Origin of the sequence: Gluconobacter roseus NBRC 3990 (genome assembly GCF_006538885.1) — a bacterium.
Taxonomy (GTDB): domain Bacteria; phylum Pseudomonadota; class Alphaproteobacteria; order Acetobacterales; family Acetobacteraceae; genus Gluconobacter; species Gluconobacter roseus.
This window is the reverse complement of record NZ_BJLY01000001.1, coordinates 426,708-453,248: the sequence shown is the minus strand read 5'-3', so window position 1 is coordinate 453,248 and position 26,541 is coordinate 426,708. Positions and strand designations below refer to the sequence as shown.

The window sequence follows — 26,541 nt, the reverse complement described above, 5'->3', positions numbered from 1 at the left end:
CCCTTACTTGCCGCGCAGAGCCTGACGCTTTGCCGCGTCATAGACTGCTTCCGGCGTGAAACCGAATTTCGTAAGAAGTGCAGAGGCCGGAGCCGACGCACCGAACGTGTTCATGGCAATGATCGCACCACCCAGACCGACATAACGATCCCAGCCGAAAGCCGCGGCCTGCTCGACCGCAACACGACCGATCACATCAGGCGGCAGCACGGAATCGCGGTATTCCTGGCTCTGCTCTTCGAACAGGTCAAAGCTCGGCATGGACACGACGCGGGCCCTGACGCCCTCTTCCGTGAGCTTTTCGTAAGCAGAGACCACGAGGCCGACTTCCGAACCCGAAGCGATCAGGATCACGTCCGGCTTGCCGTCACAGCTCGCCAGCACATAGCCACCCTTCGCCAGACCGGCGGCGGACGCATATTTCGTGCGGTCGATCGTCGGCAGGTTCTGACGGCTCAGGGCCAGCACAGCCGGCTTGTGCGTCATCGGGATCAGCGTGCGCCAGGCTTCGGCCACTTCGTTGGCGTCGGACGGACGGATCGTCATGATACCCGGCGTGGCGCGCAGCTGGGCAAGCTGCTCGATCGGCTGATGCGTCGGTCCGTCTTCACCCACACCGATGGAGTCATGCGTGAAGATGTACAGAACCGGCAGCTCCATGATGGCCGACAGACGGATCGGGGCCTTCATGTAATCAGAGAAGATCAGGAAGCCCGAACCGTAAGCGCGGATACCCGACAGCGCGATGCCGTTGCAGATGGAGCCCATCGCATGTTCGCGCACACCGAAATGGATGTTCCGGCCGCCATAGTTGCCATTCCATTTTTCCGGCTGGAAGGAGCCACCGCCCTTGATGTCCGTCTTGGTGGACGGCGTCAGGTCAGCAGAGCCACCGATCATCCAGGGCAGGTTCTTCGCAACCGCGTTCAGCACCTGACCCGAGCTTGCACGTGAGGCAATGCCCTTCGCATCCGCATCGAAGGTCGGGATGTCCTTGTCCCAGCCTTCCGGCAGACGATGCTCGATGATGCAGTCGATTTCAGCCGCAAGCTCCGGATGCGCCTCGCGATAGGACGAGAACAGCTCGCGCCATTCCGCATGGGCTTCCGCGCCACGCTTGCCGAGACCCTCGGCGAAGTGCTCCTTCACGCCGTCCGGCACGTAGAAGTCCGGAGCGTCTTCCGGCCAGCCATAGGCCTTCTTCGCACCCTTGAGTTCTTCCGCACCCAGCGGCTCGCCATGTGCTGAAGCCGTACCGGCTTTCTTGGGCGCGCCATAACCGATGACCGTCTTGAGAACGATCATGCTCGGGCGATCCGTCACCGCACGGGCGGCCTTCAGCGCAGCGATAATAGCGTCGACGTCATTGCCATCCGTCAAGGTCTGCACATGCCAGCCATAGGCCTCGAAGCGCTTGCCCACATTTTCCGTGAAGGCCAGATCCGTCGAGCCTTCGATGGAAATCTGGTTTGAATCATAGATCCAGGTCAGGTTGCCCAGCGCAAGATGCCCGGCGGTGGAAGCGGCTTCAGAGGCCACGCCTTCCATCATGTCGCCGTCACCACAGAACACTGTTACATGGTAGTCGAACAGCTTGAAGCCCGGACGGTCATAACGCGCGGACATCCATTTCTGCGCGATGGCCATGCCGACAGAATTGCCGCAACCCTGTCCGAGCGGACCGGTCGTGGTCTCGACTCCAGCGGTAAAGCGGTATTCCGGATGGCCCGGCGTCTTGGAGTTCAGCTGGCGGAACTGGGAGAGATCTTCCACCGTCAGCGAGGGGGCGTCGACAACCTTGCCGTCCTGGATGTCCTTCACGCCCGTCAGGAACAGGGTGGAGTACAGCAGCATGGAAGCATGACCAACCGAAAGGACGAAACGGTCACGCGCCGGCCAGCACGGATCGGCCGGATCATATTTCAGGTCATGCTGCCACACCGCATACATTGCCGGTGCAAGCGCCATGGCTGTGCCGGGATGGCCGGAATTGGCGCGTTCGACACCTTCCATCGAAAGGGTACGGATCGTATTGATGGCGAGTTGGGGAAGCGTACTCATCGGAATGGGGTCTCCGGCTTGTGACTGACGGGAAGAAACGCAACGATATCTCCCGCACATTCTGCTGCCACAGCATGACGCGAAGTCGCGCCGGACGCAATGGCTGATTGGTAAACCATATTGTGAAACACGCTCTTGTGCTTGATGACAACCTGCCACATTTCGACGGGCGTCATTACCGAAACCCAGAGGCCTGGCGTCCTGACGAAACACGGACAGCCCGCAAGACATCCCAGCGGATCGGAAACATCTTCAGATGGCAGGTGGGGCTGCGTCCCCGCTGGCCGGATGCCCTGCCGCCCCAGAAAGCCTATCCGCAGGTTACGCCCGCTCCGGGGGAATGCTGCGTTACGTTCATCGGTCATGCGACCGTTCTGCTCCAGTTTGGCCGCACAGGACGCGCGCCCCTGCGGATCATCACTGATCCGGTCTTCTCCGAACGCTGCTCCCCCTTCCGCAGTTTCGGTCCCCGTCGTGTCCGTCCGCCCGGCATCACCCTTAACGCCCTGCCCCGCATCGACATTATCCTCGTCTCGCACTGTCATTACGATCACATGGACCTGCCGAGCCTGCGCGCCCTGGCCGAACGTGACGACCCGCTCTGCCTGTCGCTGCCCGGCAACCGCCGCCATCTGGAAAAGGCCGATCTGCCGCGCATTGCCGAGCTGGACTGGTGGGAAAGCATGACCGATGATGGTGCCTGCATCACGGCCACACCGGCCCTGCATGGCAGCGCCCGCACGCCGCTCGACGCCAACCGTGCGCTCTGGGGCGGCTTCACGATCGAAGCGGATGGTCACACGGTGTTTTTCGCGGGCGACACGGCCTGGGGTAAGCATTTCGACGCGATCCACCGCCGCTGGCCAGACATCGATCTCGCCATCCTGCCCATCGGGGCCTACGACCCGCGCGACCTCATGCGTCGCGTCCACATGTCGCCCGAAGAAGCCCTCATGGCCTTTGATACGCTCAGGGCAAAACAGGGGCTGCCCATTCATTTCGGAACCTTCCAGCTCACCGACGAGGCCATTCTGGAACCCCCGACCCGTCTGGAATTCGCCAGCCGTGGAGCCGGACGCCCTTTCCAGGCTTTGGAGAACGGTGAGAGCCTCGCCCTTCCGCCCGCTGACACAAAAAGCTAACCTCTCCTCCGACAACACCCCGCGAGGGGACACCGCCATGTGGAAACCGTCATGAACGCCCAGAACGTCACTTTCACGTCAGACCAGATCACCGCCCTGTTCATCGACGCGGCCCGTGAAGGCGATACCGACCTCCTGACCCAGTTTCTGGACGCCGGCATGGCCATCGATACGCCCGACAGCCGCGGCTACACCGCGCTGATCGTCGCCACCTATAACGGCCACGCGGACGCCACGCGCCTGCTGCTGGACCGTGGTGCCGATACGGAAGCCACCGATCTCAAGGGCGCCACGGCCCTGTCCGGTGTAGCCTTCAAGGGCCTGACCGACATCGCGACACTTCTGCTCGATCACGGCGCGCAGGTGGATCACGCCAATCATGCCGGTCGCACGCCGCTGATGTTCTCCATCATGTTCAACCGTGAAGACATGGCCAGAAAGCTTCTGGCGGCTGGAGCAAACCCGGACCTGAAGGACGCAGATGGTGTCTCCGCCCGCGATCTCGCTGAACGCCAGCTCATGACCGGCCTGTTCACCGGAACGCCCGCATGAGCCGTTTCTGGAACCGCCGCGTCCGTGACCTGCACCCGTATGTCCCGGGCGAACAGCCCAAGGTCGCGGATCTGCTGAAGCTCAACACCAACGAGTCTCCCTACGGCCCGAGCCCGAAAGTGCTCGATGCCATCCGGGACGCCGCATCTGACGACCTGCGCCTGTATCCGGACCCGACGGCGGCAGTTCTTCGCGACACCATCGCCACGCGCTTTGGCACAACGACGGACCGCGTCTTCGTCGGCAACGGCTCGGACGAAGTGCTGGCCCATGCCTTCCGTGCCCTGTTTCACGATGACGCGCCGGTCCTGTTCTCGGATGTGACCTACGGCTTCTATCCGGTCTATTGCGGCCTGTTCGAACAGCCGTTCCGCCACATCCCGCTCAATGACGATTTTGCGATCGATATCGACGCCTATACCGGCGACTGCGGCGGCATCATCGTCGCCAATCCCAATGCGAATACGGGCATCGCCCTGCCGTTGGAGCAGATCGAAACGCTCCTGAAGCGCCATCCGGACCGGACCGTTATCATCGACGAGGCCTATGTCGATTTCGGGGCGCAGTCCGCCATTGAACTGACACACCGGTATGACAATCTTCTGGTAGTCCAGACGCTGTCCAAGTCCTATGCCCTGGCAGGGCTGCGTGTGGGTTTTGCGATCGGCTCCCCGGAGCTGATCGAAGGTCTCATCCGGGTCAAGGACAGCTTCAATTCCTATCCCCTCTCCCGCCCGGCACAGGCCGGGGCCATCGCCGCGATCCAGGATACCGACTGGCTTGCGGACATCACGGCGCGCGTCATCGCCAGCCGTGACAGGCTGGTCCCGGAGCTTGAAAATCTTGGCTTCCAAGTCCTGCCATCCTGTGCCAACTTTGTTCTCGTGCACCATACGGAGCACAGGGCCGGAGACATCGCCGCCGCACTGCGCGAGCGGGCGATCCTGGTCCGGCATCTCTCAACCCCGCGCATCCAGGACTGGCTGCGCATCTCGATCGGAACGGACGAGGCCTGCATACGCCTGACAGACGCTTTGCGGGACATCCTCTCTCCCCGATCCTGAATTAACCGGACGGTAATACTCCGTCCCCCATAATCATGAGCCAGACAGGGCCAGCCGGGCACGCTTTCGTGTGCTCCATCCCGCCATCCCCGGATGAGCGGGAGGCCTGTGAATGTTTCATGCGGAAAGACAGAACACATGCGTGCATTCCAGGGACAGATGTCCGACAATCAGCCTATTCGCCGTAATCAGGCCGAAAAGGAAAAACAGCTTCGGGACCTAAAGGAGACGATCGCGTCCATGAAGTCCCACACCTCTCCGACACTGAAGGAGAGCATCCAGCGCCGCATCCGCGAACTGGAGGTCGAACTGCGCACCATCGCGCGTGAAAAGGCTGCCAAGGCCGCCAATCCGGACGCCCAGTCCGACCGCCAGCGCCGCCCGCCGCGTCGCAACACGATCCGCTCCATGTAATGGCGGCTTAAACGGCCGGTGCAGAATTCCCTTCTGCACCGGCCGTTTTGCATCAGGCGTCCTGCTCGACTGCTTCCCGGGATGCCGCATCCCAGGCCGCCGGCCCCATCAGCCGCAGCCGTGCCGGATGAAGCCCGTCGGTCTCTGTCAGGACATAATACGCCGTATATTCGCCGGTCGGCCTGCCCGGCCTGTCCTTCAGCAGTCTGAAAACATTCCGGTCCGCTGTCATCTGCGTCCCGTCTCCGGCCAGAGGCTGGTTCCACATATCCAGAGCTTCCGGCACCCGCGTCCGGTCGATCATCAGGCAATTCGGATCGACAAACCCGCCATAGCTTTCCCGGAAAATCCCGCCCCCGATCCCGACAGACTCCCACTGGTCCTCGCAGATGGGCATCAGCGTCCGCGGATGTACGAACCAGCGCCCGGCCCAGGCCCAGTCCTGCCCCTCGATCGCCGTCAGCAGGGAAGACAGGTGATCCGGCGCCCACCAGTTGTCGTCGTCGAGATAGGCGATCCGCGGCGCGTTCGAGAGCTGGCTGAGCACACTGCGCAACACGCCCCCATCCTTTGCACGGCCAAATCCGCCATGCCGCTGGGACGTGGAATAGCCGGACCACAACACTTCGACGACCCAGCCGGATGGCCGTCCTTCGACAGCATGCTGCATCAGTTCGTCAGCACCCTCTCCCGGAGCACAGTCCAGACCGATCATGATCTGGACCCGCAATCCGCCCTGCTGCGCGAAGATGGACTGAAGTGCCCGGACGATACTCGGCCTCAGCAGGCTCGGCATGACGACCGCAACATCGAATGGCCGCTGGTCTGGCTCGCCGGCATCGGCGAAAATGTGAAGTCCGGGTTCCATGTCGGCGACGATACTGCGCGTCCGCAGACCTGTCACGTCACAGCCTGAGCCTCCGCTGCTCTCTTGCACTTCGGCGCTCCAGGGCACACCATGACGGACAGAATGATCACTGCGAAAGAGTCCAACGTGTCCGTTCCTTCCACCTTTTCGCACGAACAGCTGCTTGATCGCCTGGGCGAGGTTGCCGTCCGCGTTGGCCTGAACATCGCGCCGGGCCAGCAGCTACTCATCACAGCACCTCTGGCTGCCGTTCCGCTGGTCCGTCGCGTGACGGAACACGCCTACAAGGCTGGCGCCTCCCTGGTGACGACGCTGTATGCGGATGACGAGACCACGCTGGCCCGCTTTATCCACGCCCCGGACGACGCCTTCGACGTCGCCCCAACCTGGCTCGCTGACGGCATGGCCCGCGCTTTCCGTGAAGGCGCAGCCCGCATGGCCATCACGGGTGCCAATCCGACCCTTCTGAAAGGTCAGGATCCCGAGCGCATTTCCCGGGCCAACCGTGCCAATTCCAAGGCCAACCGCCCGGCGATGGAAATCATCACGCAGTTCGCCGTGAACTGGAACATTATCGCCTGCGCCACCCCGGCCTGGGCTGCACAGGTCTTCCCGGAATTTCCGGCCGACGAAGCTCTCGCCGCCCTGTGGGATGGAATCTTCAAGGCCTCCCGCGTCGACGTGGCCGACCCGGTCGCCGAGTGGAAAGCCCATAACGCCCGCCTGCACGCCCGGGCGAAATACATGAATGACAGCCGCTTCGAGGCCCTGCATTTCAGCGGCCCCGGCACCGATCTGACGGTCGGCCTTGCGGACGGGCATCTCTGGGCGGGCGGCTCGGAAAAATCGGGCAACGGCATTGTCTGCAACCCGAACATCCCGACGGAAGAAATCTTCACGACGCCCCATCGCAGCAAGGTCGATGGCCGGGTCAGCAGCACCAAGCCGCTTTTCCATCAGGGCACGCTGATCGACAACATCGCGGTCCGCTTTGAAAACGGGAAGATTGTCAAAGCCTCCGCAAGCCATGGCGAAGACGTGCTCAAGCGCATCCTCAGCACCGATGAAGGCGCCGCTCGGATCGGTGAAGTGGCCCTCGTGCCGCACTCCTCGCCCATCTCGGCCAGCAAGATCCTGTATCGCAACACGCTGTTCGACGAAAACGCGTCCAGCCATATCGCTCTCGGTCAGGCTTATACGAAGTGCATGGTCGATATCGAAGGCTTGACGCCGGAAGAACTGCTGGAGCGAGGCGTCAACGACTCCCTCATCCACATTGACTGGATGATCGGTTCGGACAAGATCGATCTTGATGGTCTCAAGAATGGCAACCGCGTGCCATTGATGCGCGCTGGCGAATGGGTGCAGGCATGACATTTCCCCGCATGACAGGGCTCTCGGCCCTTCTCGTTTCCGCTGCAATGCTGCCGCTGGTGGCACATGCACAGTCTTATCCGTCGCCCGCCTATCAGGGTGGCGTCCCGAGCCAGAGCCAGACCCAGATCGACGGAAGTGCACCCGTTCAGGGTGCCCCGGCCCAGCAGGCTCCGCAGGTCTCACCACAGGTTCGCGCCGATACGGAACGGGCCATGCACTATCCGCTGCCGCCCGACTTCATGACCCGGGCCGCAGCGACAATCGCTGAACTCCAGGCCCGCAACATCCAGCCGCCCAACTCCCATGGCACGAGCCTTGGAGACACGATCCGGCAGATCAGTCAGGTTCCAGGTCTGGCGCCCGTCCTGCAAAGCCACGGCTTCACGCCTGAAACGTTCGTCATGGGCATGACGGCCTTTGGCATGACGCTCGCTGCCAGCAACGGTCAGCTCCCGAATGGTATGCCCACCCCCAATCCGGCTAACGTCGCGCTATTCAAAGCCCAGCCCGGGCAGGTCTCGGCCCTGATGCAGGCCATGGGCAACCCGCCACACTGAACACGGACAACGGCCGGTCTTTTTAAAAAAATCCGGCCATCTCCTTTCTCAAATCAAAGATCAGAATGTCCATCAAACTCGACCTTGCAATCCTGCCTGCCCTGGATATTCTTGGCATGGCACAGTCAGGCGCCCTGCTGCGCGCCGAACGCGAAACGCCGCCGGATGGCATACCGGTCTTCGTGACCCGGGCCGGTTGGGATGAACTGAGCGCGACACATGCCGAGCATCACGATGCGCCTCATACGGTGCTTCTCCCAGCACTTGAGAAAGCCGCCGCACGTATCCTGTCACACGCTGCCGAAGCCGCATTACGCAATGGCGAAATGACACCGGTCCTCACGATGCCTAGCGATCTCTTTCCCAGTGATCCGGATCTCGTTCTGGCCTTCGTCCGCGACAATACGCATCCTGTCGCCTGCGCCCTGATCGGCACGGCTGCTCAGATTGAAGCAGCCTTACGCGGACATAAATCTCCTTAAGCCCGGCCGAACTGACGGACGGCGAGTTCATCCAGAACATTCTGTTCTTTCCTGAGATCGGCCTGTCGTTCCTCTTCCTTCTGCTCGTCGCGCAATGTCTTAACGGCTTCCATGGCTGCTCTGGCCGCAATCAGTGCCGAGCGCACGGTTTCGCGGTCCAGCGCAGCCTCACGACAGCGCGCCTGAGCCTCGGCCACCGCCTTTCGCCCCAGTGGAAGCCAGCGGCTGAATGCTTCAACAGCACCGTCTCCCGCCGTGGGGCCGGAAGCGACCCGCTGCTCGTTCAGGATCTCGTCCTGAGCAGCAGCCAGTTTCTCCTCCGCAGCAGCTTCACGCGCCACGGCTTCCGCAAATCTTTGTTCTACAACATTAAGTTCCTGCTCCCGCAGGGTGATCAGTGTTTCGAGAGGTGAGCGTTCCATCGAGGTGTGTCCTTCACGCTGCCTTCACGGGAGCGTTCTGTGGAAGAGTCTGCATGATCTGCGCCAGCTGCCCAAAAGCCTCTGCGCGCGTGGAGCGTTCGTCCCGCCCCTGAGACAGGAACGCATTCAGTCGTGGCATCAGCGCGATGGCTTCATCCACCTCATGATCCGTACCTGCCTTGTAAGCTCCGAGCCGGATCATGTCGGCCATCCGCTGATAGGTCGCCATGGCGGCCCGTGCACGCCGCGTCAGGTCATTTTCCTCTGCTGAGTTACAACGTGGCACGGCACGAGACAGGGATCGCAACACATCAATGGCAGGATAGCGTCCCTGTTCACCGATCTTGCGGTCCAGAATGATATGGCCATCCAGAATGCCTCGCACGGCATCCGCAACCGGTTCGTTCTGATCGTCACCTTCCACAAGAACCGTAAAAAGCGCCGTGATCATTCCCTGATCCGGATAGCCGGGGCCCGCTCGTTCCAGAAGTCGTGGCAGCTCGGCAAAGACCGAGGGAGGATAACCACGCGTTGCGGGCGGCTCTCCCGCAGACAGACCGATTTCACGCAGCGCCATGCAAAAGCGGGTTACGCTGTCCATCAACAGCAGGACCGATTTGCCCCTGTCCCGAAAATATTCAGCAATCGCCATAGCGGACAATGCAGCTTCACGACGCATCAGAGGCGGTGAGTCCGAAGTTGCAATCACCAGAACACTACGGGCCAGCCCTTCCGGCCCAAGATCATCCTCAATAAATTCGCGGACCTCACGTCCGCGCTCCCCAACCAGAGAAATTACTGCAACATCGCATTCCGCGCCTTTCGCCAGCATCGACAGCAATGTCGATTTTCCAACGCCCGATCCGGCAAAAAGTCCGAGCCTCTGACCACGACGGCAGGTCGTGAACGTATCCAGCGCGCGCACCCCAAGATCAATACGCTCACCCAGACGGGCACGACTGGCCGCATTTGGTGGAGGGCACTGGATTGGCTGCCGTTTGAACGAAGGCAGCAACGGTCCCTTCCCGTCAATCGGCTGTCCCAGCGGATCGACAACCCGCCCCAGCCAGTCTTCACTGACGCTCAACCCTCCCTCACGGCGATTCAGCGGGACTTTGGCCTCACATCCGGGACCGATCCCTTCCAGAGAGCCGAAAGACATGAGACGCGCTACCGCCCCCTGAAAACCCACAACCTCGGATTGCACTGATCGGCCATCCCGTGCCTTGATGGCAACTCGATCACCAATCGTAACGAATCCCTCGAGTCCAATAACGGTTACACACAGACCCACAACATCCCTCACACTGCCCGTCACCCAAGTGCAGGTAAGATTGGATAATGCCTCGAGAAGTCTGTCGTAATCGCTCATGACGCCAGTTTTCGACCGTTTTCTGCGGTTTGATCCGATCTTCAGAACCTACAACCTGCCGGTTAAGGCATCCCTAACGTTCCCCCCTAACGGGAAAAATAATGACAATTTTACGATTTTTGATCTATGTCTATCGACATGCACAACCTTGGGTAGTAACCATTAGTTCACCAAGCCGGGAGTTGAGAACATGCGAATTCTTCTTGTCGATAGCGATCAGTCCGCCGCCGCCAGCCTGTCCCAGATCCTGCGGGCTGCGTCTTTCACCGTGGACCACACCCCATCCGGTGAAGAAGCGATCGAGATGCTTCGTCATTACGACTATGACGTTGTTGTACTTGAGCTGATGCTGAACGATCTTGAAGGATATGAAGTCATCCGGCGTGTCCGGACGGCCCGCATCACGACGCCCATCCTCGTCCTCTCCGCCCTGCTTCGTCCCCAGGCTAAGATCCGGGCCTTCTCGATGGGTGCGGATGATTACATGACAAAACCTTATGATGCCGGCGAACTGGTCGCCCGTCTTCAGGCCGTCATGCGCCGCTCCCGCGGGTTTGCCGAACCAAAACTGCGCGTTGGAAATCTAGAACTGGACCTGAACGGCAAGAACGTCACGGTCGATGGGGCCCCGCTACATCTGACGGGCAAGGAATATGCCATCCTGGAGCTTCTGGTCATCCGCAAGGGCTCGGTCCTGACCAAGGATGCGTTCCTCAACCACCTTTACGGTGGTATCGACGAGCCGGAAATGAAGATCATTGACGTCTTTATCTGCAAGCTGCGCCGCAAACTGCAGAACGTTGGTGCAGGTAACCTGATCGCCACCGTATGGGGCCGTGGCTATATCCTGCGCGAAGACGAGATCACAGCCACCGCCGCAATCACGGGCAGCGCGCCCCAAAATATTGCTTCTGTCATGTCTGCTGCCACGGCCTGAGCCTGCATCTGCTCAGGCTGGCTTTCACTCCCGCGTAAAGCTCCCGTCACAGCCAGGGCGCAGCAGGCCCGCTTCAGACGTGAGCGATAGCGCGAATGACGTCACAGACATGGTCCACGACTTCATTTACCAGCGCTTCATCCTGTGCCTCTGCCATGACGCGGATCAGAGGCTCTGTTCCACTGGCACGCAAGACAAGACGGCCACTCCCAGCCAGTCGCTCATCTGCCCAGGCCTTGGCTGCCGCGAGATCAGGACTGCTCATCGGGCTCGTTCCTGAATAACGGACATTCTTCAGAAGCTGCGGATAAGGCGTAAAGAAGCGACAGACTTCACTGGCCGGCCGCTTGGTTTCAACAGATACCGCCAGAACCTGCAACGCTGCAATCAGACCGTCACCTGTAGTGGCGTAATCGGACAGGACCATATGCCCGGACTGCTCGCCCCCGAGATTAGCCCCGATTTCGCGCATCCGCTCCACGACGTAACGGTCGCCAACCGCCGTCCGCTGAAGTTCAAGACCGTTTTCCGCCAGAGCCTTTTCCAGACCCATATTGGACATCACGGTCGTCACCACGGTATTGCCGCGCAAGCGGTCGTGCTGCTTCCAGAAAGCCGCAATCAGACCAATGATCTGGTCTCCATCGACAAGATCGCCATTCTCATCCGCGATCAGAACACGGTCCGCGTCACCATCCAGCGCAATACCGAAATCCGCACCATGTTCCCTGACAGCTGCACACAGGGTTTCCGGATGCGTCGATCCCACACCGTCGTTGATGTTCAGTCCATCAGGCGAGCAGCCGATCTTGATGACTTCCGCACCCAGCTCCCACAATGCCGTGGGTGCCACGCGATAGGCTGAGCCATTGGCGCAGTCGATGACGATCTTCAGACCATCCAGACGCAGGCCACGCGGAAAAGACGCCTTTGCATTCTCAATATAACGCCCGGCCGCATCCGTCAGACGCGAAGCCCGACCAATCTGCGCCGGAGAAGCCAGACGACCAGACAGATCCTGCGCCATCAGGTCTTCGATTTCACCCTCGACTTCATCGGACAGCTTGAAGCCATCCGGCCCGAAAAGCTTGATTCCGTTATCCGTGAAGGGATTATGAGACGCCGAGACCATGACACCCAGATCAGCCCGCAAAGACCGTGTCAGCATGGCAATCGCCGGGGTCGGAAGCGGCCCGACCAGAATGACGTCCATTCCGGCAGACAGGAACCCTGCAACCAGCGCACATTCCAGCATATAGCCCGAAAGACGCGTGTCCTTGCCCAGAACAACGCTGTGGCGGCGGTTCTGGCTTCGCATGAAGTACAGACCGGCCGCCTGCCCCAGTCTCTGCGCAACCTCAACCGTCATGGGGGCAGTATTGGCCGTTCCCCTGATGCCATCAGTACCGAACAGAGACCTTTTGGTGGCCATAATGAAGTATCCTGCCTGTCTGCCAGAAATAAAAAGGGCGCGGCACCGAGGATAATCTCCTCAATGACGCGCCCACTGGTGCGATTTGCTGCCTAATTAACCCGCCTGAGGCGCCGGATCAAACGCTCCGGGACGCGTCGTCGGGACAGATGCGCGACGGTTATCCGGCATCTGCTCATCATCCGACGTCCGCTCGATCGCTTCACCGCGCATGATGCGTCCTACGTCATCACCCGTCAGCGTCTCATATTCGAGAAGCGCCGCTGTCAGGCGATGCAGATCGTCAAGGTGTTCCGTCAGCAGATCATGGGCCTGCTTGTAGGCCGTATCGATCAGGACCTTGACCTCCTTGTCGATCTCCCGCGCAGTCTCTTCAGAAATGTTCTTGCTCTGTGTGACCGAGTGGCCAAGGAACACTTCCTGCCCGTTATCGCCATAAGCGATCATGCCAAGCTTGTCGCTCATGCCCCATTCAGTGACCATCCGGCGCGCAAGATCCGTCGCGCTCTTGATGTCACCCGAAGCACCGGCGCTGACTTCCTCACGCCCGAAGATGATCTCCTCGGCAACACGACCACCCATAGCAATGACCAGACGCGCCAGGCACCATTTGCGGCTGTAGGAGATATTATCCTTCTCCGGCAGCGTCATGACCAGACCAAGCGCACGCCCACGCGGCACAATGGTCGCCTTGTGGATCGGATCGCTACCCGGCGTGAAGATGGCGCAGATGGCGTGACCGGACTCGTGATAGGCCGTGGAACGCTTTTCGTCTTCGGTCATGACCATGGAACGGCGCTCCGCCCCCATCATGACCTTGTCCTTGGCTTCCTCGAACTGCGCCATGTTGACAGTGCGACGTCCCTGACGGGCGGCCATCAGAGCAGCCTCGTTCACAAGATTGGACAGATCCGCACCCGAAAAGCCCGGCGTTCCGCGCGCAATAACCTTGGGATCCACGTCCGAAGACAGCGGCACTTTCTTCATGTGAACACGCAGGATCTTTTCACGCCCGGCAACATCGGGGTTCGGCACGACAACCTGACGGTCAAAACGGCCAGGACGCAGCAGAGCCGGATCCAGAACGTCCGGACGGTTGGTCGCGGCAATCAGGATCACACCCTCATTGCTCTCGAAGCCATCCATCTCGACCAGCATCTGGTTCAGGGTCTGCTCACGCTCATCATTGCCGCCACCAAGACCGGCGCCACGATGGCGACCCACGGCATCGATTTCGTCAATGAAGATGATGCAGGGCGCGGATTTCTTACCCTGTTCGAACATGTCACGCACACGGGATGCACCGACACCGACGAACATCTCCACGAAGTCCGAACCGGAAATCGTGAAGAACGGGACGTTGGCCTCACCTGCAATGGCGCGCGCCAGCAGCGTCTTACCGGTACCCGGAGGACCGACCAGCAGTGCGCCCTTGGGGATCTTGCCGCCCAGACGGGTGAATTTCTGCGGGTCACGCAGGAACTCGACAATTTCCTGAAGTTCGGATTTTGCTTCGTCAATTCCGGCGACGTCTTCGAACGTCACACGGCCGGTCTTCTCCGTCAGCAGCTTGGCACGGGACTTGCCGAAGCCCATGGCCCGGCCACCCCCGCCCTGCATCTGACGGAAGACCATGAAGCACAGTCCCACCAGCAGCAGAACCGGCAGGTAAGCTCCGACATAACGCAGAATCGGACTTTCCCCGCTCTCCATCGGCTTGGCCGTCACTTCGACGCCTGCAGATGTCAGACGGGCCGGAAGGCTCGGATCAAGCGGCGCATAGGTATCAAAAGACGTCCCGTTCGTCAGCGTCCCGGAAACATTCTGCTCCTGAATCACGACCGAACGGACCTGATGCTGATCCACGTCATGAATGAAATCGGAATAGGCGATCTGCTGGGCTGCATGCTGGCCGCCACCGGGCTGGAAGGCTGTCAGCACTGCCATTCCGACCACGATGATGACCACCCAGATCGCAACGTTACGGCCTAAATTGTTCATCTCGCTCTCTGTCGTCCTTCAGACTGTTCCGTCAGATGCAGTCCGGGATCCCCCGTCACAACTGGCCGACCGGTCACATTCTGCGTTGACTTCATAACATAAGCTTCCGCGTCCACGATCCTACCCCATCACAGGCAGGAAAACGCATTTCTTGCATTTTTGAGGCTCTTTTTACGTCTGCAAACGATTTTCTCCGGTCACAGGCACCCCGGCCGCCCAGACAAACCCGGCTTCCCCGGCCTTTTCGCCGATCCGGGGCCATAAAACCAGCCGGCCCTCATGCCACACGCCCGGAAGACACCGTGCGGCCGCAGACGGAACTCCCAGCCTGCGCAGATCAAGCGCATGGACCGCATCTCCAAGAGCCCCGACCAGACTTCCGCTCGGGACATCCGGCGTCAACAGGCGCCAGCGTCCATCCCAGACTACGCCTGCCTTGGCATCGATCGCCCCCCCCATCGCTTTTTCTTCCCGAACCAGAATTACCCCGTCGCCGAAACGCCCCGCTGGCCTTACGTGCACGCCCGATAATGTGCCCTCACCCTGTTCCATCAGCCGCAGCAGGGCCTCGCGGGCCGGGCGATAGGAACTGCCGGAAACCAGACGGACCAGCGCCGCCAGCGTCTCTTCACGAACTCCGCTTCGCTCCAGAAACACCCAGCCCTCAGGGTGCCAGACGGCATGATGTGCAAGGCTGATGGCCAGTTCCGCTTCAATCCGCTGGCGCTCTCGGATAGCGCTGGTCCGCAGCAACGCAGCCTCACGTCGCTGCTCAGACGTCAGATCCTGCCGCCAGCGCACACGCTCGAACCGCCGGTTGGCATTCGACGGATCCTCGATCCAGGGCAGGTTTTCCGCTTTCAGTGTCTGACGCAACCGATCCTTGGACAGCGACAGAAGCGGTCGCACAAGCCTGATCCGTCCGCGTATGGAAACAGGCTGAATACCGCTCAGACCCGCCGGCCCGCTCGCACGCAGGCTCCGCATCCATACCGTCTCATCCTGATCACCGGCATGATGCGCGACAAGCAGATCCAGACATCCCGCAACGACACAGGCCTCTTCCAGCGCCTCGAACCTGGCCTGCCGCGCCCGCTCCTGTAACCGACTTTTGGGAAACGGTGCCAGCGTCAGGAGCCGCGCTGCCACACCCATTTTAGCGAGGCGCCCAACTGTCAGACGGGCTTCGGCGTCTGATTCAGGCCGCAACGCATGATCGACCACGAAGGCCACGACATTGCGCCGCCAGCGTCGGGCCAGAAACGCGAGCGCCATGGAATCGGCACCGCCAGAGACGGCCAGACCGACCGGTGCCTCCGCCATATCCGGAACCCAAGGCCCCAGAACTGCCATTAACCCGGCGAATTCCCGTTCTCCAACAGGCAGAGCGGGATCAGACCCTATTGGAACGGACGTCAATGACAGGCAGCACGGCTCCGGAACGTCCTTTCGGCCGTCTTGACCCGCGGGGCTGGCGTCGGAAATTCCGTCTTGAGTTTGTCCAGAGCCTGACAGGCCGATCCCTTGTCCCCAAGCGCCAGCATTGAAGCGGCCACACCCAGAAGCGAATCCTGAGCTTTCAGGGATTTGGGAGCCTTCGTATAGGCATCATAATAGGCCACAGCTGACTGACGGTACTGCTTCTGCCCCGCCAGAGACTGTGCCAGCAGGAACTGGGCATCCATCTTGCCGGACACACTATGCGCTGTTTTGACAGCAAAGCGCGCATTGCTCTCTGCATCCGTATAGTTGCCGGATTTGAGAGCCGCATTTCCGCTCTTCAGAGCATCCAAGGCCGTTTTCGGCTGTTCCGGTGTCTCCGACACAGTGGCAGGAGCCTTGTCCTGTGCCGCCACCTTGGCTGGAGCGGCCGGTGCCGAACCACCACCATTCTGCGATGCAAACTGCATGTCAGAGATCTGCTTGGACACGCTGGCCTGGTTGTCGCGAACCGAATTGCTGAGCTGATCAAGTTCGCCGCGCATCTGGCGGTTCTGCTCTTCCAGAGCCGAAACACGTTCCAGAAGTTGCGCCGTCAGGTTGCCGTCTCCGACAGAAACCTGAGGCAGTGCCGTTGCACTCGGTGCGCCCAGATTGCCAGCTCCGTTCTGAACCTGCGAAAGCTGCTGCCGAAGGGAAGCAATCTGGTCCTGCAGGGCGATGGCTTCGCGTGAGGAGATTTCCCCGCTGTCAGGCGCGTCCTGAGCCAGGACCGAAACCGCAGGCGACAGAACGGAAAGAGCCGTGCCCAGAAAGACGGCACGCAGGGAACGGGACAGCACCATAACGGATCTCCTGAGACAGACTCGCAGTCACGGGCACGCAGGCAGGTTTTGCGCGCAACATGGCCCAGTCATAAAACAGAAACGGCCGGGGGATAATCCCCCGGCCGTTCATCATCTCAGTCCGTATGGGCCGAAACGTCGGTTCAGCGAACGGACGTGATGGCGTTACGGTTCTGCGACCAGGACTGCTCGTCATCGCCATCGGCGGTCGGACGGTCCTTGCCGTAAGAGATCGTGGTGATGCGCGAAGCGCTCACGCCCTTGGCGACCAGATAGTCGCGGGCTGCGTTTGCACGACGCTGGCCGAGAGCAATATTGTACTCTTCCGTGCCGCGGTCATCGCAGTTGCCAGCAACCTGGATGCTGACCTGCGGGTACTTGGCGAGCCATGCAACCTGCTTGTCCAGCGTTGCGCGGGCTTCTTCAGTGAGCTGGGACTGGTTCAGCTCGTAGAAGACGCGGTCACCGACATTGGCGACCAGATCGGCTTCGCTGCCGGGCGTCGGGCCAGCTTCCTGAGCGACGGCGCCTGCGCCGTTGCTGTCACCCTTGTTGGTGTTGCCGTTGGAACAGGCTGCGAGAACAAGCGCCAGACCGAGCGCGCCAAATACCTTGAACTTCATGTGTCTCAATCCTGAGAACGGCCCCACAACTGGAACCGAATGCGGAAAATGCCGCGTTATTCCGGACCACTCCCCTTCAGATCGGAACACTCAGGAATCGGTTGCGATCCTGCGGTGCATCCCCTGAAAAACAGTGGCCATAAGCGCCCATACTCATGACTCAAATCATGGGTCAAGTGTCGTGTTAACGCCGCTCAGGCACGGAAAGTTCGATTCAGATTCGGAACCAGAAATTTCGGCATAAATGTCACAGCTGTCCTGACGAATGTGGCAGAATTCTGCCATATCATCGGAACCATTGCGCTTTCACACCTTTGAAACATGCGCTGCCTGCGTAGCAGCCCAGCGTCACGGTCGTGGCATGGGACGGCGGAAAGATGACCTCCGTCATCCTCACAAGGCCATCACTGGCAAAAACTTCGACGGAACTCCGATCCACGATCACCCGCAGACGCACCCGGTCCTCCACCATTGAAAGGGGTGCGACATGCCGCGTCGTAAAGGTTTCGTCAGGCACCGGAACGCCGGAACGACTACGATCCACGACCAGTTCCTGCCGCCCCGGATCGTAAAGAATTTCCGTACCAAACCGGCCGTCCCCGGTTGCCGCGACAGTCAGGACCGCCACATCCGTCCCTGGCTCAATGACCAGTTGCAGGTCGAGAACGGCATTTGCGAAAGCCGTACAGCCCATGACACCATCAGGCAGAACCCAGGGTTTCCCCGCCTCGGGACGGATTTCACCTGCCGCAAAGACTTCTTCCGGAGTACCCAGACTGATCGGCTGCTGTCTCACGACCAGCGTGCCATCCGACTGCCGGGCCAGAGACAGATGTGCCGGCAGGGTCATCTGTCCGCGCCAGGGCGACGTCGGCACGTGGTTGGCGTAGTTCCAGTTTCCCATCCAGCCGATGCTGAGCGGCTGGGGCGTACCCGCAAAGCAGACGATCGCATAATTGTCCGGCCCGTAATCCATCCAGCGATACTGCCAGGGATCATCCGTCGCCGCTGGCTGGTGAGCAGGCGTGAAGACCGTACCGTCAAAGTCACCCACGTAATAGAACGTGCCCGATCCGCCCGTCAGGCCTCCAGGATTGACACTGACGATCATCACCCAACCGGTACGCCCGCCCTTACCCTCAATAGGCAGACGCACCAGAACCGGCACTTCCCAGAGCATATCCGGCGTATGATAGCCGGGCGGACGGAAATCGCTCAGGAACTCCCAGTTCAGGAAATCAGTGGAGCGGAAAAGCTTGACCACCTGCTGCTCGGCTTCAACCGCCGTCAGCACCCAGTATCCACCCTCTTCGTACCAGCACAGCGCCGGGTCACGGAAATTCTGCGAGGCCGGATCAAGCGTCAGAACCGGGTTATGCCCATAGCGGACCCAGTTCGCCCCACCATCCAGACTGAAAGCCACCGAAACCGCCTGTGTCCCGTCTTCCTGCACCCCGGGCATGTCCCGGAACACGCTGGTATAAAGCGCCAGAAGCGGCGGCTTTTCCAGCGTGCCCAACCCGCTGCGATTGTCACGGTCATAAATCACCGTACCCGAATAGATCTGCTCCTGCGGCGTGGACGGCAGGGCAATCGGCTGCTCTTCCCAGTGCAGCAGGTCGCGGCTGGTGGCATGCCCCCAGGAAATATAGCCCATGACAGGCTCAACCGGATTGTGCTGGTAAAAGAGGTGATACACCCCGTTGATCAGGATCGGCCCGTTCGGATCATTCATCCAGTTCCGGGCCGGGGCGTAGTGCAGCAGCGGGCGCCACTGCCGTGTCTCCTGAGGGGACATGGGGAATTCTCCTGTCAAAACCGTCCTTGCGACGCCTTACAGGAAAAAGGGTTCCCTACCCTTTTGCAAATCCGCGCTCCCGGACCGGAAGCGCGGACCATGACCTTATCCGTTACGCGGAGACCAGGCCGGGTCGGACGCCCCGGTGGAAATGCGGATTGGACGCTCGTTGAAGCCCGTGATGTCGATCGTGCCGATACCGGAGGCAAACCCTGCACCACCCGCACCCGATGCGCTCTGACGGCAGAATGCCAGCACACGACCGTTCGGACAGAACGTGGCGCCATCTACCGTAAAGCCCTGCGTGAGGATACGCTCGCCTGTACCGTCCGGATTCATGACGCCCAGCGAGAAGCCGCCGCCACCGATCCGGGTAAAGGCGATCAGGTCTCCACGTGGGGACCAGACCGGGGATCCATACTGGCCGCTGCCATAGGAAATCCGCTTTGCCGCCCCGCCGGATGCGCTCATGATGTAAAGCTGCGGGCTGCCACCACGATCGGAGTTGAACACGATCTGGCTGCCATCCGGGCTGAAGCACGGGCTGGTGTCGATCGCGCCATTGGAGTTGGTGAGCTGCCGCTTCGCACGCGAGGCCAGATCGACCACGAAGATGTCAGACCCGCCACCACGCGTTGCGGACAGCACCGCCGAGCCACCCGTCGGCGAAAAACGCGGCGCAAAGGAAATGCCCGCGAACTCACCCAGGATCTGCTGACGGCCAGAGGCCAGATCGAACAGATACACGCGCGGACGGTTGTTGGCGTAGGACATGAACGCGATCTGATCGCGCACCGGGTTGAAGCGCGGCGTCAGCGTCAGCCACTCGCCGCCCGTCAGCATGCGCTCGTTGGCGCCATCCTGATCCATCAGGGCCAGACGGGTGATCTGGTGATGGCGCGGGCCGGTCCGGGCAATATAGGCGATGCGGGTGTCGAAATAGCCCTTCTCGCCCAGCATCCGCTCATAGATCACGTCAGCAATGATATGCGCGATCCGGCGCCAGTTGGACGTCGAAGCCGTATAGGCCGTGCCCTGAAGCTGCTGGCCGGAGAGCACGTCCCACAGACGCATCTCGACGCGCACACTGCCAGAACCAATTGCCTGACCGGCCACAGCCGCACGGGCGCCCTGAGCCTTGAGCGCGCTGAAATCCGGCGTGGAGCCCGGCGGTACACTGCCGCTCATGACCTTGAACAGACCGGTGCCGTTCAGATCGGACGAGATCACGCCGGAAATCTGCTCACCCAGTCCCGCACCGAAATTCGGGATGACAATGGGGATCGGCTCCTGACGGGCCTGATCGACAGTAATTTCGGCTTCACCGGGGCCGGAAGCCGCACCGGACTGTGCAAAAGCCGCCAGAGGCGTCGCCAGGAAACCACCTGCGGCGGTGGCTCCCAGAACGGAGCGGCGCGAGAACAGCGCGCTCAGGGCCTCGGCTTCGGTATCGGGAATGAAGGACATGAGACTTCCTCGTGGATTACGGCCTGAAGACAAAACGCAGTTCATGCGTCTGACCAAGCATCTTGGAGGGGATCGGCAGATGGGCACAGGTGGGGCTCAGCACCGCATCCCGCGCCCGCTCCGCCAGAACGCGATAGGACGGGTCAGACGCCATTTTCGCAGCCGTTTCAGGCGCAAATTTGACGATCCGCGCCTCGCCGGTCGCGTCAACGGTCACAACCATATGCGCGACAAAGCTCGCATAGTTCCGCGCTTCGGTGTCTTCGGTGTAGCAGCGGCGCACGGACCCACCGATGGCCTTCTGATCCGCCATGGACAGGGACTTTGTGATGTCACCATTCGGCACCCCACCTCCGTTCGGCGCACCACCCTGCGGCGGGTTGGCCTTCGCGGTCGGCGCATGGGTCTGCTTCTGGTCAGCGCGGAAATTATCCAGCGTCGCCAGCAGCGAATGACTGTCCGCTTCGGTTTTCTTCGCCGCATTCGGCTGCGTCATATGCGAGAATTTCGGCATATCCGGCAGCTTGTCGGCCTTCTGCGTCTGCGGGCTCGGCGGTGCAACCATCGTCGATTTCGACGGCGGTGACGGCTTGGGCGGCGACGCCGGCACAGGCTCGGGCGACTCATCCGTCATCTTTGGCGGCAGCTTGATGTCCGGCAGCTTCTGCGGCGGCGTCTCCGGCGGAGGCGGCACGGGCTGAGGCGGCGGTGGTGGCGGAGGCGGCTCTTCCGTCGGCGCCTTCAGAGGTGGCGTCGGGGCGGGAGGGGCCTCGTTCTTTACGGGTGCGGGGGCCGGAGCGGGCGCAGGCGCCGGATGATCGCCCTTGACCGGATGGGTCGGTGGTCCTGCCTGTTCGAATTCCATCTGAACCGTGGGAGGCTCAGGCGGCTCGGGCGGTTTTTCGGGTGGAAGCTGCACAAGCAGATACGCGATCAGCCCCAGGTGAATGGCGGCTGATCCGTAAAGCGCATGACGAAAGCGCCTGTTGTCAGAGCGGCGTGGACGCACCACGGCAGCGGCCTCTTACTGGCCGCTCTGGGGCTGCTGCGCGAGAAGCGCAACATGCGTGAAGCCACCCGACGTAATCTGTCCCATGACCTGCATCACCTGCCCGTAGTCGATATGTGCATCGGCCCGGACGAAAATACGATGGGTCGGATCATTCTGCGACTGCGCCTTGAGCTGGTCGATCAGCTGGTCGGACGTGACCGGCTGGTCCCCCAGATAGAGCGATCCGTCCGTTTTCAGGGACACGGTGATCGGCTTGGAATCCGAATTGACCGGGCTGGCATCCGTCTTCGGCAGATCCACATTAACACCGCTGGTCAGCATCGGCGCTGTCACCATGAAAATGATGAGCAGCACCAGCATGACGTCCACCAGTGGCGTGACGTTGATTTCCGACGCGGGCCGACGCTTACGGCGTCCGCCACCTCCAGCCCGTCCTCCCGCAGACATTCCCATGGTTCAGGCCTTCCCGCCGGTCGTATCATCCGCACGTTCCTCGGACTGACGCGACAGGATGGCCGCGAACTCGGTGCCGAAGGCTTCCATGCGGTCAGCAAACTTCTCGAAGGAATTGCTCAGACCGTTATAGGCGATATAGGCCGGAATGGCCGTCACGAGGCCGATCGCCGTGGCGAACAGGGCTTCGGAAATACCAGGTGCCACGACCGAAAGGTTCGTGTTGTGCATCTGCGCGATGGACGCGAAGGAATGCATGATGCCCCAGACCGTTCCGAACAGACCGACGAACGGTGCCACCGGACCAATCGTCGCCAGAAAGATCAGACGGCGCGTCAGACGGTCGTTCTCACGCATGATGGTGATGTCGATCGCACGGTCCACGCGCTCGCGCACGCCACCCCGCGACAGGTCGATCCCGCCGATCCGGGCCGAACGGCGCCACTCACCCATGGCCGCACCAAACACGGCCGCCATCGGATGCGTCGGACGCGCCCCATCGGATTCGTAGAGATCGTCAAGCGATCCGCCCGACCAGAAACGGTCCTCGAACTCGGTCGCCTCACGGTTGACGCGACGGATGAGAATGATTTTTTCCGCGATGATCGCCCATACGCCGGCGCTGCACAGCAGCAGACCCAGCATCACCAGCTTTACAACGATGGAGGCGTGCAGGAACAGGTCCAGAGGCGAAAGACCGGCCGCACCGACCGCCCCAAGCGCACTCGAACTTACCTCATGATCCACTGTTCTCTCCTGTACAGATCCTGTCCCTTGCGGGTCAGGACTCTCCATTGCACTTCATGACGAAACAGGAAAGTGGGTCAGACCTCTCCTGCCTCCAGTTTTCTTACTGCATCACGCCACCGGGGCGGAATTTTGGCAGGTTTCATGTCCGCAGCGTTCAGACAGGCCAGCTCAACGTCGATAACCGTAGCTGTTTCGCCACCCCCGGAATAATTCCGGACGGTCTGACAAAGTTTCAGCCGCGTCGGAGTCATGGCCTCCAGCGCCGTCTCGATTTCCATCTCGTCATCGAGTCGGAGCGGCGAGCGATACCGAAGTGCGGCCTGACGCACGACGAAGACCAGTCCGAAATCGTTCAGAAGCTCGGTGACGGACGCATCCGCATCCCGCATCGCCTCGCTCCGCGCACGCTCGGCAAAGCCCAGATAGCGCGCGTGATAGACGATACCGCCCGCATCCGTGTCTTCGTAATAAACCCGGAACCTGATCTTGTGCGTGGCCATACTGTTTCTCCAGTCATGGTGCGCCCGGACCCCGAACCGTGTTCAGGGCCTTTCAGGGCGCGGAATCGTCCTGCTCCAGCGAGGAGAGCAGATCCACCTGACTCGCCGGCGGCGTCAGGCCGAGATGACGCCATCCCGCCTCACCCAGCATCCGCCCGCGGGCCGTTCTCAGAACCAGCCCTTCCTGGATCAGGTAGGGCTCGATCACGTCTTCCAGCGTATCGCGCGCTTCGGCAAGCCCCGCCGCCAGCGTTTCCACACCGACCGGCCCACCATGATGATGCTCGGCAATCCGCTTGAGATAGCGCCGGTCCATCGCATCCAGCCCGCGTTCATCAACCTCAAGCCGCCCCAGAGCCGCATCCGCCAGCGCCCGGTCCACGACCGCATGCTTCGACACCAGCGCAAAATCCCGCACCCGTCGCAGCAAACGCCCCGCAATACGCGGCGTCCCACGGGACCGGCGGGCGATTTCTTCCGCCCCGTCATCCGTCAGGCGCATCCCGAGCTTCAGAGCCCCGCGCGAGACGATCGCCCGAAGTTCTTCCGGCGTATAGAACACCAGCCGCAGCGGAATCCCGAACCGGTCCCGCAGAGGCGTCGCCAGCAGACCGGCCCGTGTGGTCGCAGCCACAAGCGTAAACGGCGCCAGATCAATCCGCACGGACCGCGCAGCCGGCCCCTCGCCGATGATCAGATCGAGCTGGAAGTCTTCCATCGCCGGATAGAGCACTTCCTCGATCGCCGGCTGGAGGCGATGGATCTCGTCAATGAACAGCACATCGCGCGGCTGGAGATTCGTCAGGATCGCCGCCAGATCGCCTGCACGCTGGATGACCGGCCCGGACGTCGCCCGAAACCCCACACCCAGTTCACGCGCCACGATCTGCGCCAACGTCGTTTTACCCAGCCCCGGTGGCCCATGCAGCAGCACATGATCCAGCGCTTCATTCCGGGCCCGAGCGGCCTCGATAAAGATCGCCAGATTTTCGCGGCTGGCCTTCTGGCCCGTAAAGTCTGCAAGCGTTTCAGGCCGCAGACTGCCCTCACCCATATCCTCGGGCTGACGGGCCGGATCGGTTTCGCGGTAGTCGTCGCTCATCGCGCGAGATCCTTCAGGCTCAGCCGGATCGCCAGATCAAGCGTCGCATTCTCGTTCTCGGCCAGCACCTTGCTCAGCACAGGCCAGGCCTCGGCCCGACGGAACCCAAGCCCCGCCAGCGCCAGCAGCGCATCATTCTCGACACTAGGCCCCGAAACGATCCCCGGTGCAGATACGGTCCCGCCCCCGCCCGGCATTTTCGCGACCTTGTTGCGCAGCTCGCTCAGGATCCGGTCCGCCAGACGCGGCCCGACACCGGCCGCACGCGTCAGCGCCCCCTTGTCCCCGGCATTGATGGCCAGCAGAAGCTCACCCGGACTGTTCGCCGAGAGGATCGCCAGCGCCACTTTTGCGCCCACGCCCTGCACGGTCGTCAGCAGCCGGAACCAGTCGCGTTCATCCGTCGTCGCAAAACCGAAAAGCTGGATCGCATCCTCGCGCACGATCGTCTCGATCAGCACACGCGCCACGGAAGGCGGCTGCGGCAGCGCCGCCAGCGTGCGGATCGAGGCCGAGACCACATACCCCACACCATTGACGTCCACGATGCAGCGCTCGCCTTCGATCTGCCCGACAAGTCCGGTCAGCTGCCCGATCATGCCATGCGCTTTCCGGCCACGACATGGGCCGCACTTGCCCGGTGATGGGCATGACAGATCGCAACCGCCAGCGCATCGGACGCATCGGCCTTGCGGATCTCAGCGCCCGGCAGAAGCCGCTTCACCATCATCGTCACCTGTTCCTTGGTCGCAGACCCGGTCCCGACAACGGATTTCTTGACTGTCATCGCCCCGTATTCCGCAACCGGCAGCCCTTCATAGGCGGGTGTCAGCAGAGCCACCCCACGTGCATAGCCGAGCTTGAGCGTCGAGGAGCCGTTGCGGTTAACGTAAGTCTCCTCAACGGCCGCCTCGGCCGGAGCATATTCACGGATCAGCTTTTTCAGCGCGCCATGCAGCTCACACAGACGCAATGGCACGGATTCGGACCCATCGGTCCCGATCACACCCGAAGCCACATGCTTCAGGTGATTGCCGTTCACGTCGATGATGCCCCAGCCCATGAAACGCAGGCCGGGGTCAATGCCCATCAGACGGATCAAGCAGCCAGCGCCTCAGCCACGTCGTCGGGAATATCGAAGTTTGCATAGACGGCCTGGATGTCATCGCTGTCTTCCAGCACGTCGATCAGCTTCATAACCGAGCGTGCCTTGTCCTCGTCCAGCGTCACGCTGTTTTCCGGACGCCAGTCGAGCTTGGAAGACTGCGCCTCACCAAAACGGCTCTCAAGCGCATCCCGCACGGCGAAGAAATTCTCCATCGCGCAGGTCACTTCGTGGCCTTCTTCGGTCGTCTCGGCATTATCCGCACCGGCTTCGATCGCGGCTTCCAGCATTTCGTCCTCGGAAGCCACATCCAGCGGGTAGCTGATCACGCCCAGACGCTGGAACATGAAGGACACCGAGTTCGTCTCACCCAGCGAACCGCCATGCTTGGAGAACGCCGCACGGACTTCGCCCGCCGTCCGATTACGGTTGTCCGTCAGACCTTCGACGATCAGCGCAACACCGGCCGGGCCATAGCCCTCGTAACGCACTTCCACATAATCATCGCCACCGGCAGCACCGGAGGCCTTCTTGATGGCACGCTCGACATTGTCCTTGGGCATGTTGACTTCACGCGCCATGGAAATCGCCGCACGCAGACGCGGGTTGGACGCCGGGTCAGGCAGGCCCGAGCGCGTCGCAACCGTGATCTCACGCAGGACCTTGGCGAACTGTTTGGCCCGCTTGGCATCCTGCGCACCCTTGCGGTGCATGATGTTCTTGAACTGTGAATGACCGGCCATCGGTCGCTCCTTCCTCTATCGT

At 61.3% G+C, this 26,541-nt stretch carries 27 protein-coding genes; 8 read left to right on the top strand and 19 right to left on the bottom strand.

The window, feature by feature from the left end; all coding sequences use genetic code 11:
• Positions 1 to 3 precede the first annotated feature (3 nt).
• Positions 4 to 2,061: a transketolase gene (gene tkt / locus GRO01_RS01930; protein WP_062508559.1), complete on the bottom strand. Its 2,058-nt coding sequence runs from the start codon at positions 2,059 to 2,061 to the stop codon at positions 4 to 6.
• Between the two features lie 122 nt (positions 2,062 to 2,183).
• Here tkt and GRO01_RS01925 point away from each other — a divergent pair, with 122 nt between their 5' ends.
• From GRO01_RS01925 to GRO01_RS01910, 4 genes are all read left to right on the top strand, one after another.
• A complete protein-coding gene (locus GRO01_RS01925) occupies positions 2,184 to 3,203 on the top strand; it encodes an MBL fold metallo-hydrolase (RefSeq protein WP_231490196.1) in 1,020 nt (339 codons plus the stop codon).
• Positions 3,204 to 3,254: 51 nt separating this feature from the next.
• The gene (locus GRO01_RS01920) at positions 3,255 to 3,755 is read left to right on the top strand and encodes an ankyrin repeat domain-containing protein (RefSeq protein ID WP_172492894.1); all 501 of its coding nucleotides are present in this window, start codon (positions 3,255 to 3,257) and stop codon (positions 3,753 to 3,755) included.
• Positions 3,752 to 4,819, top strand: coding sequence for a histidinol-phosphate transaminase (gene hisC, locus GRO01_RS01915; RefSeq protein WP_062508555.1), 1,068 nt, complete (start codon positions 3,752 to 3,754; stop codon positions 4,817 to 4,819). Before GRO01_RS01920 ends, hisC begins: the two co-directional genes overlap by 4 nt.
• 138 nt (positions 4,820 to 4,957) lie before the next feature.
• Positions 4,958 to 5,233 (top strand): hypothetical protein, encoded by a 276-nt coding sequence (locus GRO01_RS01910; protein WP_024716948.1) that lies wholly within the window; start codon positions 4,958 to 4,960, stop codon positions 5,231 to 5,233.
• A gap of 52 nt (positions 5,234 to 5,285) precedes the next feature.
• On the opposite strand, the gene GRO01_RS01905 is transcribed toward GRO01_RS01910, so the two are convergent.
• Positions 5,286 to 6,170 (bottom strand): glycosyltransferase family protein, encoded by an 885-nt coding sequence (locus GRO01_RS01905; protein WP_231490194.1) that lies wholly within the window; start codon positions 6,168 to 6,170, stop codon positions 5,286 to 5,288.
• A 21-nt stretch (positions 6,171 to 6,191) separates the two neighbouring features.
• Here GRO01_RS01905 and GRO01_RS01900 point away from each other — a divergent pair, with 21 nt between their 5' ends.
• From GRO01_RS01900 to GRO01_RS01890, 3 genes are all read left to right on the top strand, one after another.
• Positions 6,192 to 7,475, top strand: a complete 1,284-nt coding sequence (locus tag GRO01_RS01900; RefSeq protein WP_062508553.1) for an aminopeptidase — start codon at positions 6,192 to 6,194, stop codon at positions 7,473 to 7,475.
• Entirely contained in the window at positions 7,472 to 8,035 is a 564-nt protein-coding gene (locus tag GRO01_RS01895) for a hypothetical protein (protein ID WP_062508767.1), read from the top strand. The genes GRO01_RS01900 and GRO01_RS01895 overlap by 4 nt, the downstream gene beginning before the upstream one ends.
• 65 nt (positions 8,036 to 8,100) lie before the next feature.
• The gene (locus GRO01_RS01890; RefSeq protein ID WP_062508550.1) at positions 8,101 to 8,517 is read left to right on the top strand and encodes a hypothetical protein; all 417 of its coding nucleotides are present in this window, start codon (positions 8,101 to 8,103) and stop codon (positions 8,515 to 8,517) included.
• On the opposite strand, the gene fliJ is transcribed toward GRO01_RS01890, so the two are convergent.
• Complete coding sequence (gene fliJ / locus GRO01_RS01885) at positions 8,514 to 8,939, bottom strand: flagellar export protein FliJ (RefSeq protein WP_062508548.1); 426 nt, start codon at positions 8,937 to 8,939, stop codon at positions 8,514 to 8,516. The two genes, GRO01_RS01890 and fliJ, sit on opposite strands and share 4 nt — an antisense overlap.
• Before the next feature lie 13 nt (positions 8,940 to 8,952).
• Positions 8,953 to 10,311, bottom strand: coding sequence for a flagellar protein export ATPase FliI (gene fliI, locus GRO01_RS01880; RefSeq protein WP_062508546.1), 1,359 nt, complete (start codon positions 10,309 to 10,311; stop codon positions 8,953 to 8,955).
• A 190-nt stretch (positions 10,312 to 10,501) separates the two neighbouring features.
• Here fliI and GRO01_RS01875 point away from each other — a divergent pair, with 190 nt between their 5' ends.
• Positions 10,502 to 11,248 (top strand): response regulator transcription factor, encoded by a 747-nt coding sequence (locus GRO01_RS01875; protein WP_062508544.1) that lies wholly within the window; start codon positions 10,502 to 10,504, stop codon positions 11,246 to 11,248.
• Between the two features lie 73 nt (positions 11,249 to 11,321).
• Here the strand turns inward: GRO01_RS01875 and glmM are convergent, their stop codons facing one another.
• The 15 genes from glmM to GRO01_RS01800 form a co-directional block, all read right to left on the bottom strand.
• Complete coding sequence (gene glmM / locus GRO01_RS01870; RefSeq protein ID WP_062508542.1) at positions 11,322 to 12,680, bottom strand: phosphoglucosamine mutase; 1,359 nt, start codon at positions 12,678 to 12,680, stop codon at positions 11,322 to 11,324.
• A gap of 96 nt (positions 12,681 to 12,776) precedes the next feature.
• Complete coding sequence (ftsH, locus tag GRO01_RS01865) at positions 12,777 to 14,681, bottom strand: ATP-dependent zinc metalloprotease FtsH (protein ID WP_062508540.1); 1,905 nt, start codon at positions 14,679 to 14,681, stop codon at positions 12,777 to 12,779.
• 171 nt (positions 14,682 to 14,852) lie between these two features.
• Entirely contained in the window at positions 14,853 to 16,034 is a 1,182-nt protein-coding gene (gene tilS, locus GRO01_RS01860; RefSeq protein WP_062508539.1) for a tRNA lysidine(34) synthetase TilS, read from the bottom strand.
• 62 nt (positions 16,035 to 16,096) lie between these two features.
• A complete protein-coding gene (locus tag GRO01_RS01855) occupies positions 16,097 to 16,966 on the bottom strand; it encodes a tetratricopeptide repeat protein (protein WP_062508534.1) in 870 nt (289 codons plus the stop codon).
• 143 nt (positions 16,967 to 17,109) lie between these two features.
• Positions 17,110 to 17,589, bottom strand: a complete 480-nt coding sequence (gene pal / locus GRO01_RS01850) for a peptidoglycan-associated lipoprotein Pal (protein ID WP_062508532.1) — start codon at positions 17,587 to 17,589, stop codon at positions 17,110 to 17,112.
• Between the two features lie 286 nt (positions 17,590 to 17,875).
• Positions 17,876 to 19,387 (bottom strand): glycoside hydrolase family 32 protein, encoded by a 1,512-nt coding sequence (locus tag GRO01_RS01845; RefSeq protein ID WP_062508530.1) that lies wholly within the window; start codon positions 19,385 to 19,387, stop codon positions 17,876 to 17,878.
• Positions 19,388 to 19,492: 105 nt separating this feature from the next.
• A complete protein-coding gene (gene tolB / locus GRO01_RS01840; protein ID WP_062508529.1) occupies positions 19,493 to 20,854 on the bottom strand; it encodes a Tol-Pal system beta propeller repeat protein TolB in 1,362 nt (453 codons plus the stop codon).
• 16 nt (positions 20,855 to 20,870) lie between these two features.
• Positions 20,871 to 21,866: an energy transducer TonB gene (locus GRO01_RS01835; protein WP_141306739.1), complete on the bottom strand. Its 996-nt coding sequence runs from the start codon at positions 21,864 to 21,866 to the stop codon at positions 20,871 to 20,873.
• Positions 21,867 to 21,878: 12 nt separating this feature from the next.
• Positions 21,879 to 22,319 (bottom strand): protein TolR, encoded by a 441-nt coding sequence (tolR, locus tag GRO01_RS01830; RefSeq protein WP_062507451.1) that lies wholly within the window; start codon positions 22,317 to 22,319, stop codon positions 21,879 to 21,881.
• Between the two features lie 3 nt (positions 22,320 to 22,322).
• Complete coding sequence (tolQ, locus tag GRO01_RS01825; RefSeq protein ID WP_172492883.1) at positions 22,323 to 23,114, bottom strand: protein TolQ; 792 nt, start codon at positions 23,112 to 23,114, stop codon at positions 22,323 to 22,325.
• Between the two features lie 29 nt (positions 23,115 to 23,143).
• Positions 23,144 to 23,569 (bottom strand): tol-pal system-associated acyl-CoA thioesterase, encoded by a 426-nt coding sequence (ybgC, locus tag GRO01_RS01820; protein WP_041111982.1) that lies wholly within the window; start codon positions 23,567 to 23,569, stop codon positions 23,144 to 23,146.
• A 52-nt stretch (positions 23,570 to 23,621) separates the two neighbouring features.
• Positions 23,622 to 24,671 carry a Holliday junction branch migration DNA helicase RuvB gene (gene ruvB / locus GRO01_RS01815; RefSeq protein ID WP_041111981.1) on the bottom strand — a complete coding sequence of 350 codons (1,050 nt, stop codon included), beginning with the start codon at positions 24,669 to 24,671 and terminating at the stop codon, positions 23,622 to 23,624.
• The gene (gene ruvA, locus GRO01_RS01810; protein WP_062507449.1) at positions 24,668 to 25,270 is read right to left on the bottom strand and encodes a Holliday junction branch migration protein RuvA; all 603 of its coding nucleotides are present in this window, start codon (positions 25,268 to 25,270) and stop codon (positions 24,668 to 24,670) included. The genes ruvB and ruvA overlap by 4 nt, the downstream gene beginning before the upstream one ends.
• Positions 25,267 to 25,773, bottom strand: a complete 507-nt coding sequence (gene ruvC / locus GRO01_RS01805) for a crossover junction endodeoxyribonuclease RuvC (RefSeq protein WP_062507447.1) — start codon at positions 25,771 to 25,773, stop codon at positions 25,267 to 25,269. The genes ruvA and ruvC overlap by 4 nt, the downstream gene beginning before the upstream one ends.
• On the bottom strand, positions 25,770 to 26,519 hold the full coding sequence (locus GRO01_RS01800; RefSeq protein WP_062507445.1) for a YebC/PmpR family DNA-binding transcriptional regulator: 750 nt from the start codon (positions 26,517 to 26,519) through the stop codon (positions 25,770 to 25,772). The genes ruvC and GRO01_RS01800 overlap by 4 nt, the downstream gene beginning before the upstream one ends.
• Positions 26,520 to 26,541: the final 22 nt, after the last annotated feature.

Excerpts from the sequence above, each read along its gene's own strand:
- ruvB (WP_041111981.1), bottom strand. The coding sequence starts at position 24,671 with ATGAGCGACGACTACCGCGAAACCGATCCGGCCCGTCAGCCCGAGGAT.
- GRO01_RS01800 (WP_062507445.1), bottom strand. The coding sequence starts at position 26,519 with ATGGCCGGTCATTCACAGTTCAAGAACATCATGCACCGCAAGGGTGCG.
- fliI (WP_062508546.1), bottom strand. The coding sequence starts at position 10,311 with ATGAGCGATTACGACAGACTTCTCGAGGCATTATCCAATCTTACCTGC.
- GRO01_RS01855 (WP_062508534.1), bottom strand. The coding sequence starts at position 16,966 with ATGGTGCTGTCCCGTTCCCTGCGTGCCGTCTTTCTGGGCACGGCTCTT.
- GRO01_RS01845 (WP_062508530.1), bottom strand. The coding sequence starts at position 19,387 with ATGTCCCCTCAGGAGACACGGCAGTGGCGCCCGCTGCTGCACTACGCC.
- tolR (WP_062507451.1), bottom strand. The coding sequence starts at position 22,319 with ATGGGAATGTCTGCGGGAGGACGGGCTGGAGGTGGCGGACGCCGTAAG.
- GRO01_RS01910 (WP_024716948.1), top strand. The coding sequence starts at position 4,958 with ATGCGTGCATTCCAGGGACAGATGTCCGACAATCAGCCTATTCGCCGT.
- GRO01_RS01920 (WP_172492894.1), top strand. The coding sequence starts at position 3,255 with ATGAACGCCCAGAACGTCACTTTCACGTCAGACCAGATCACCGCCCTG.
- ftsH (WP_062508540.1), bottom strand. The coding sequence starts at position 14,681 with ATGAACAATTTAGGCCGTAACGTTGCGATCTGGGTGGTCATCATCGTG.
- fliJ (WP_062508548.1), bottom strand. The coding sequence starts at position 8,939 with ATGGAACGCTCACCTCTCGAAACACTGATCACCCTGCGGGAGCAGGAA.
- pal (WP_062508532.1), bottom strand. The coding sequence starts at position 17,589 with ATGAAGTTCAAGGTATTTGGCGCGCTCGGTCTGGCGCTTGTTCTCGCA.
- tolB (WP_062508529.1), bottom strand. The coding sequence starts at position 20,854 with ATGTCCTTCATTCCCGATACCGAAGCCGAGGCCCTGAGCGCGCTGTTC.
- GRO01_RS01895 (WP_062508767.1), top strand. The coding sequence starts at position 7,472 with ATGACATTTCCCCGCATGACAGGGCTCTCGGCCCTTCTCGTTTCCGCT.
- glmM (WP_062508542.1), bottom strand. The coding sequence starts at position 12,680 with ATGGCCACCAAAAGGTCTCTGTTCGGTACTGATGGCATCAGGGGAACG.
- hisC (WP_062508555.1), top strand. The coding sequence starts at position 3,752 with ATGAGCCGTTTCTGGAACCGCCGCGTCCGTGACCTGCACCCGTATGTC.
- tilS (WP_062508539.1), bottom strand. The coding sequence starts at position 16,034 with ATGGCAGTTCTGGGGCCTTGGGTTCCGGATATGGCGGAGGCACCGGTC.
- GRO01_RS01900 (WP_062508553.1), top strand. The coding sequence starts at position 6,192 with ATGACGGACAGAATGATCACTGCGAAAGAGTCCAACGTGTCCGTTCCT.
- GRO01_RS01875 (WP_062508544.1), top strand. The coding sequence starts at position 10,502 with ATGCGAATTCTTCTTGTCGATAGCGATCAGTCCGCCGCCGCCAGCCTG.
- tolQ (WP_172492883.1), bottom strand. The coding sequence starts at position 23,114 with ATGGAGAGTCCTGACCCGCAAGGGACAGGATCTGTACAGGAGAGAACA.
- GRO01_RS01890 (WP_062508550.1), top strand. The coding sequence starts at position 8,101 with ATGTCCATCAAACTCGACCTTGCAATCCTGCCTGCCCTGGATATTCTT.
- ruvA (WP_062507449.1), bottom strand. The coding sequence starts at position 25,270 with ATGATCGGGCAGCTGACCGGACTTGTCGGGCAGATCGAAGGCGAGCGC.
- ybgC (WP_041111982.1), bottom strand. The coding sequence starts at position 23,569 with ATGGCCACGCACAAGATCAGGTTCCGGGTTTATTACGAAGACACGGAT.
- tkt (WP_062508559.1), bottom strand. The coding sequence starts at position 2,061 with ATGAGTACGCTTCCCCAACTCGCCATCAATACGATCCGTACCCTTTCG.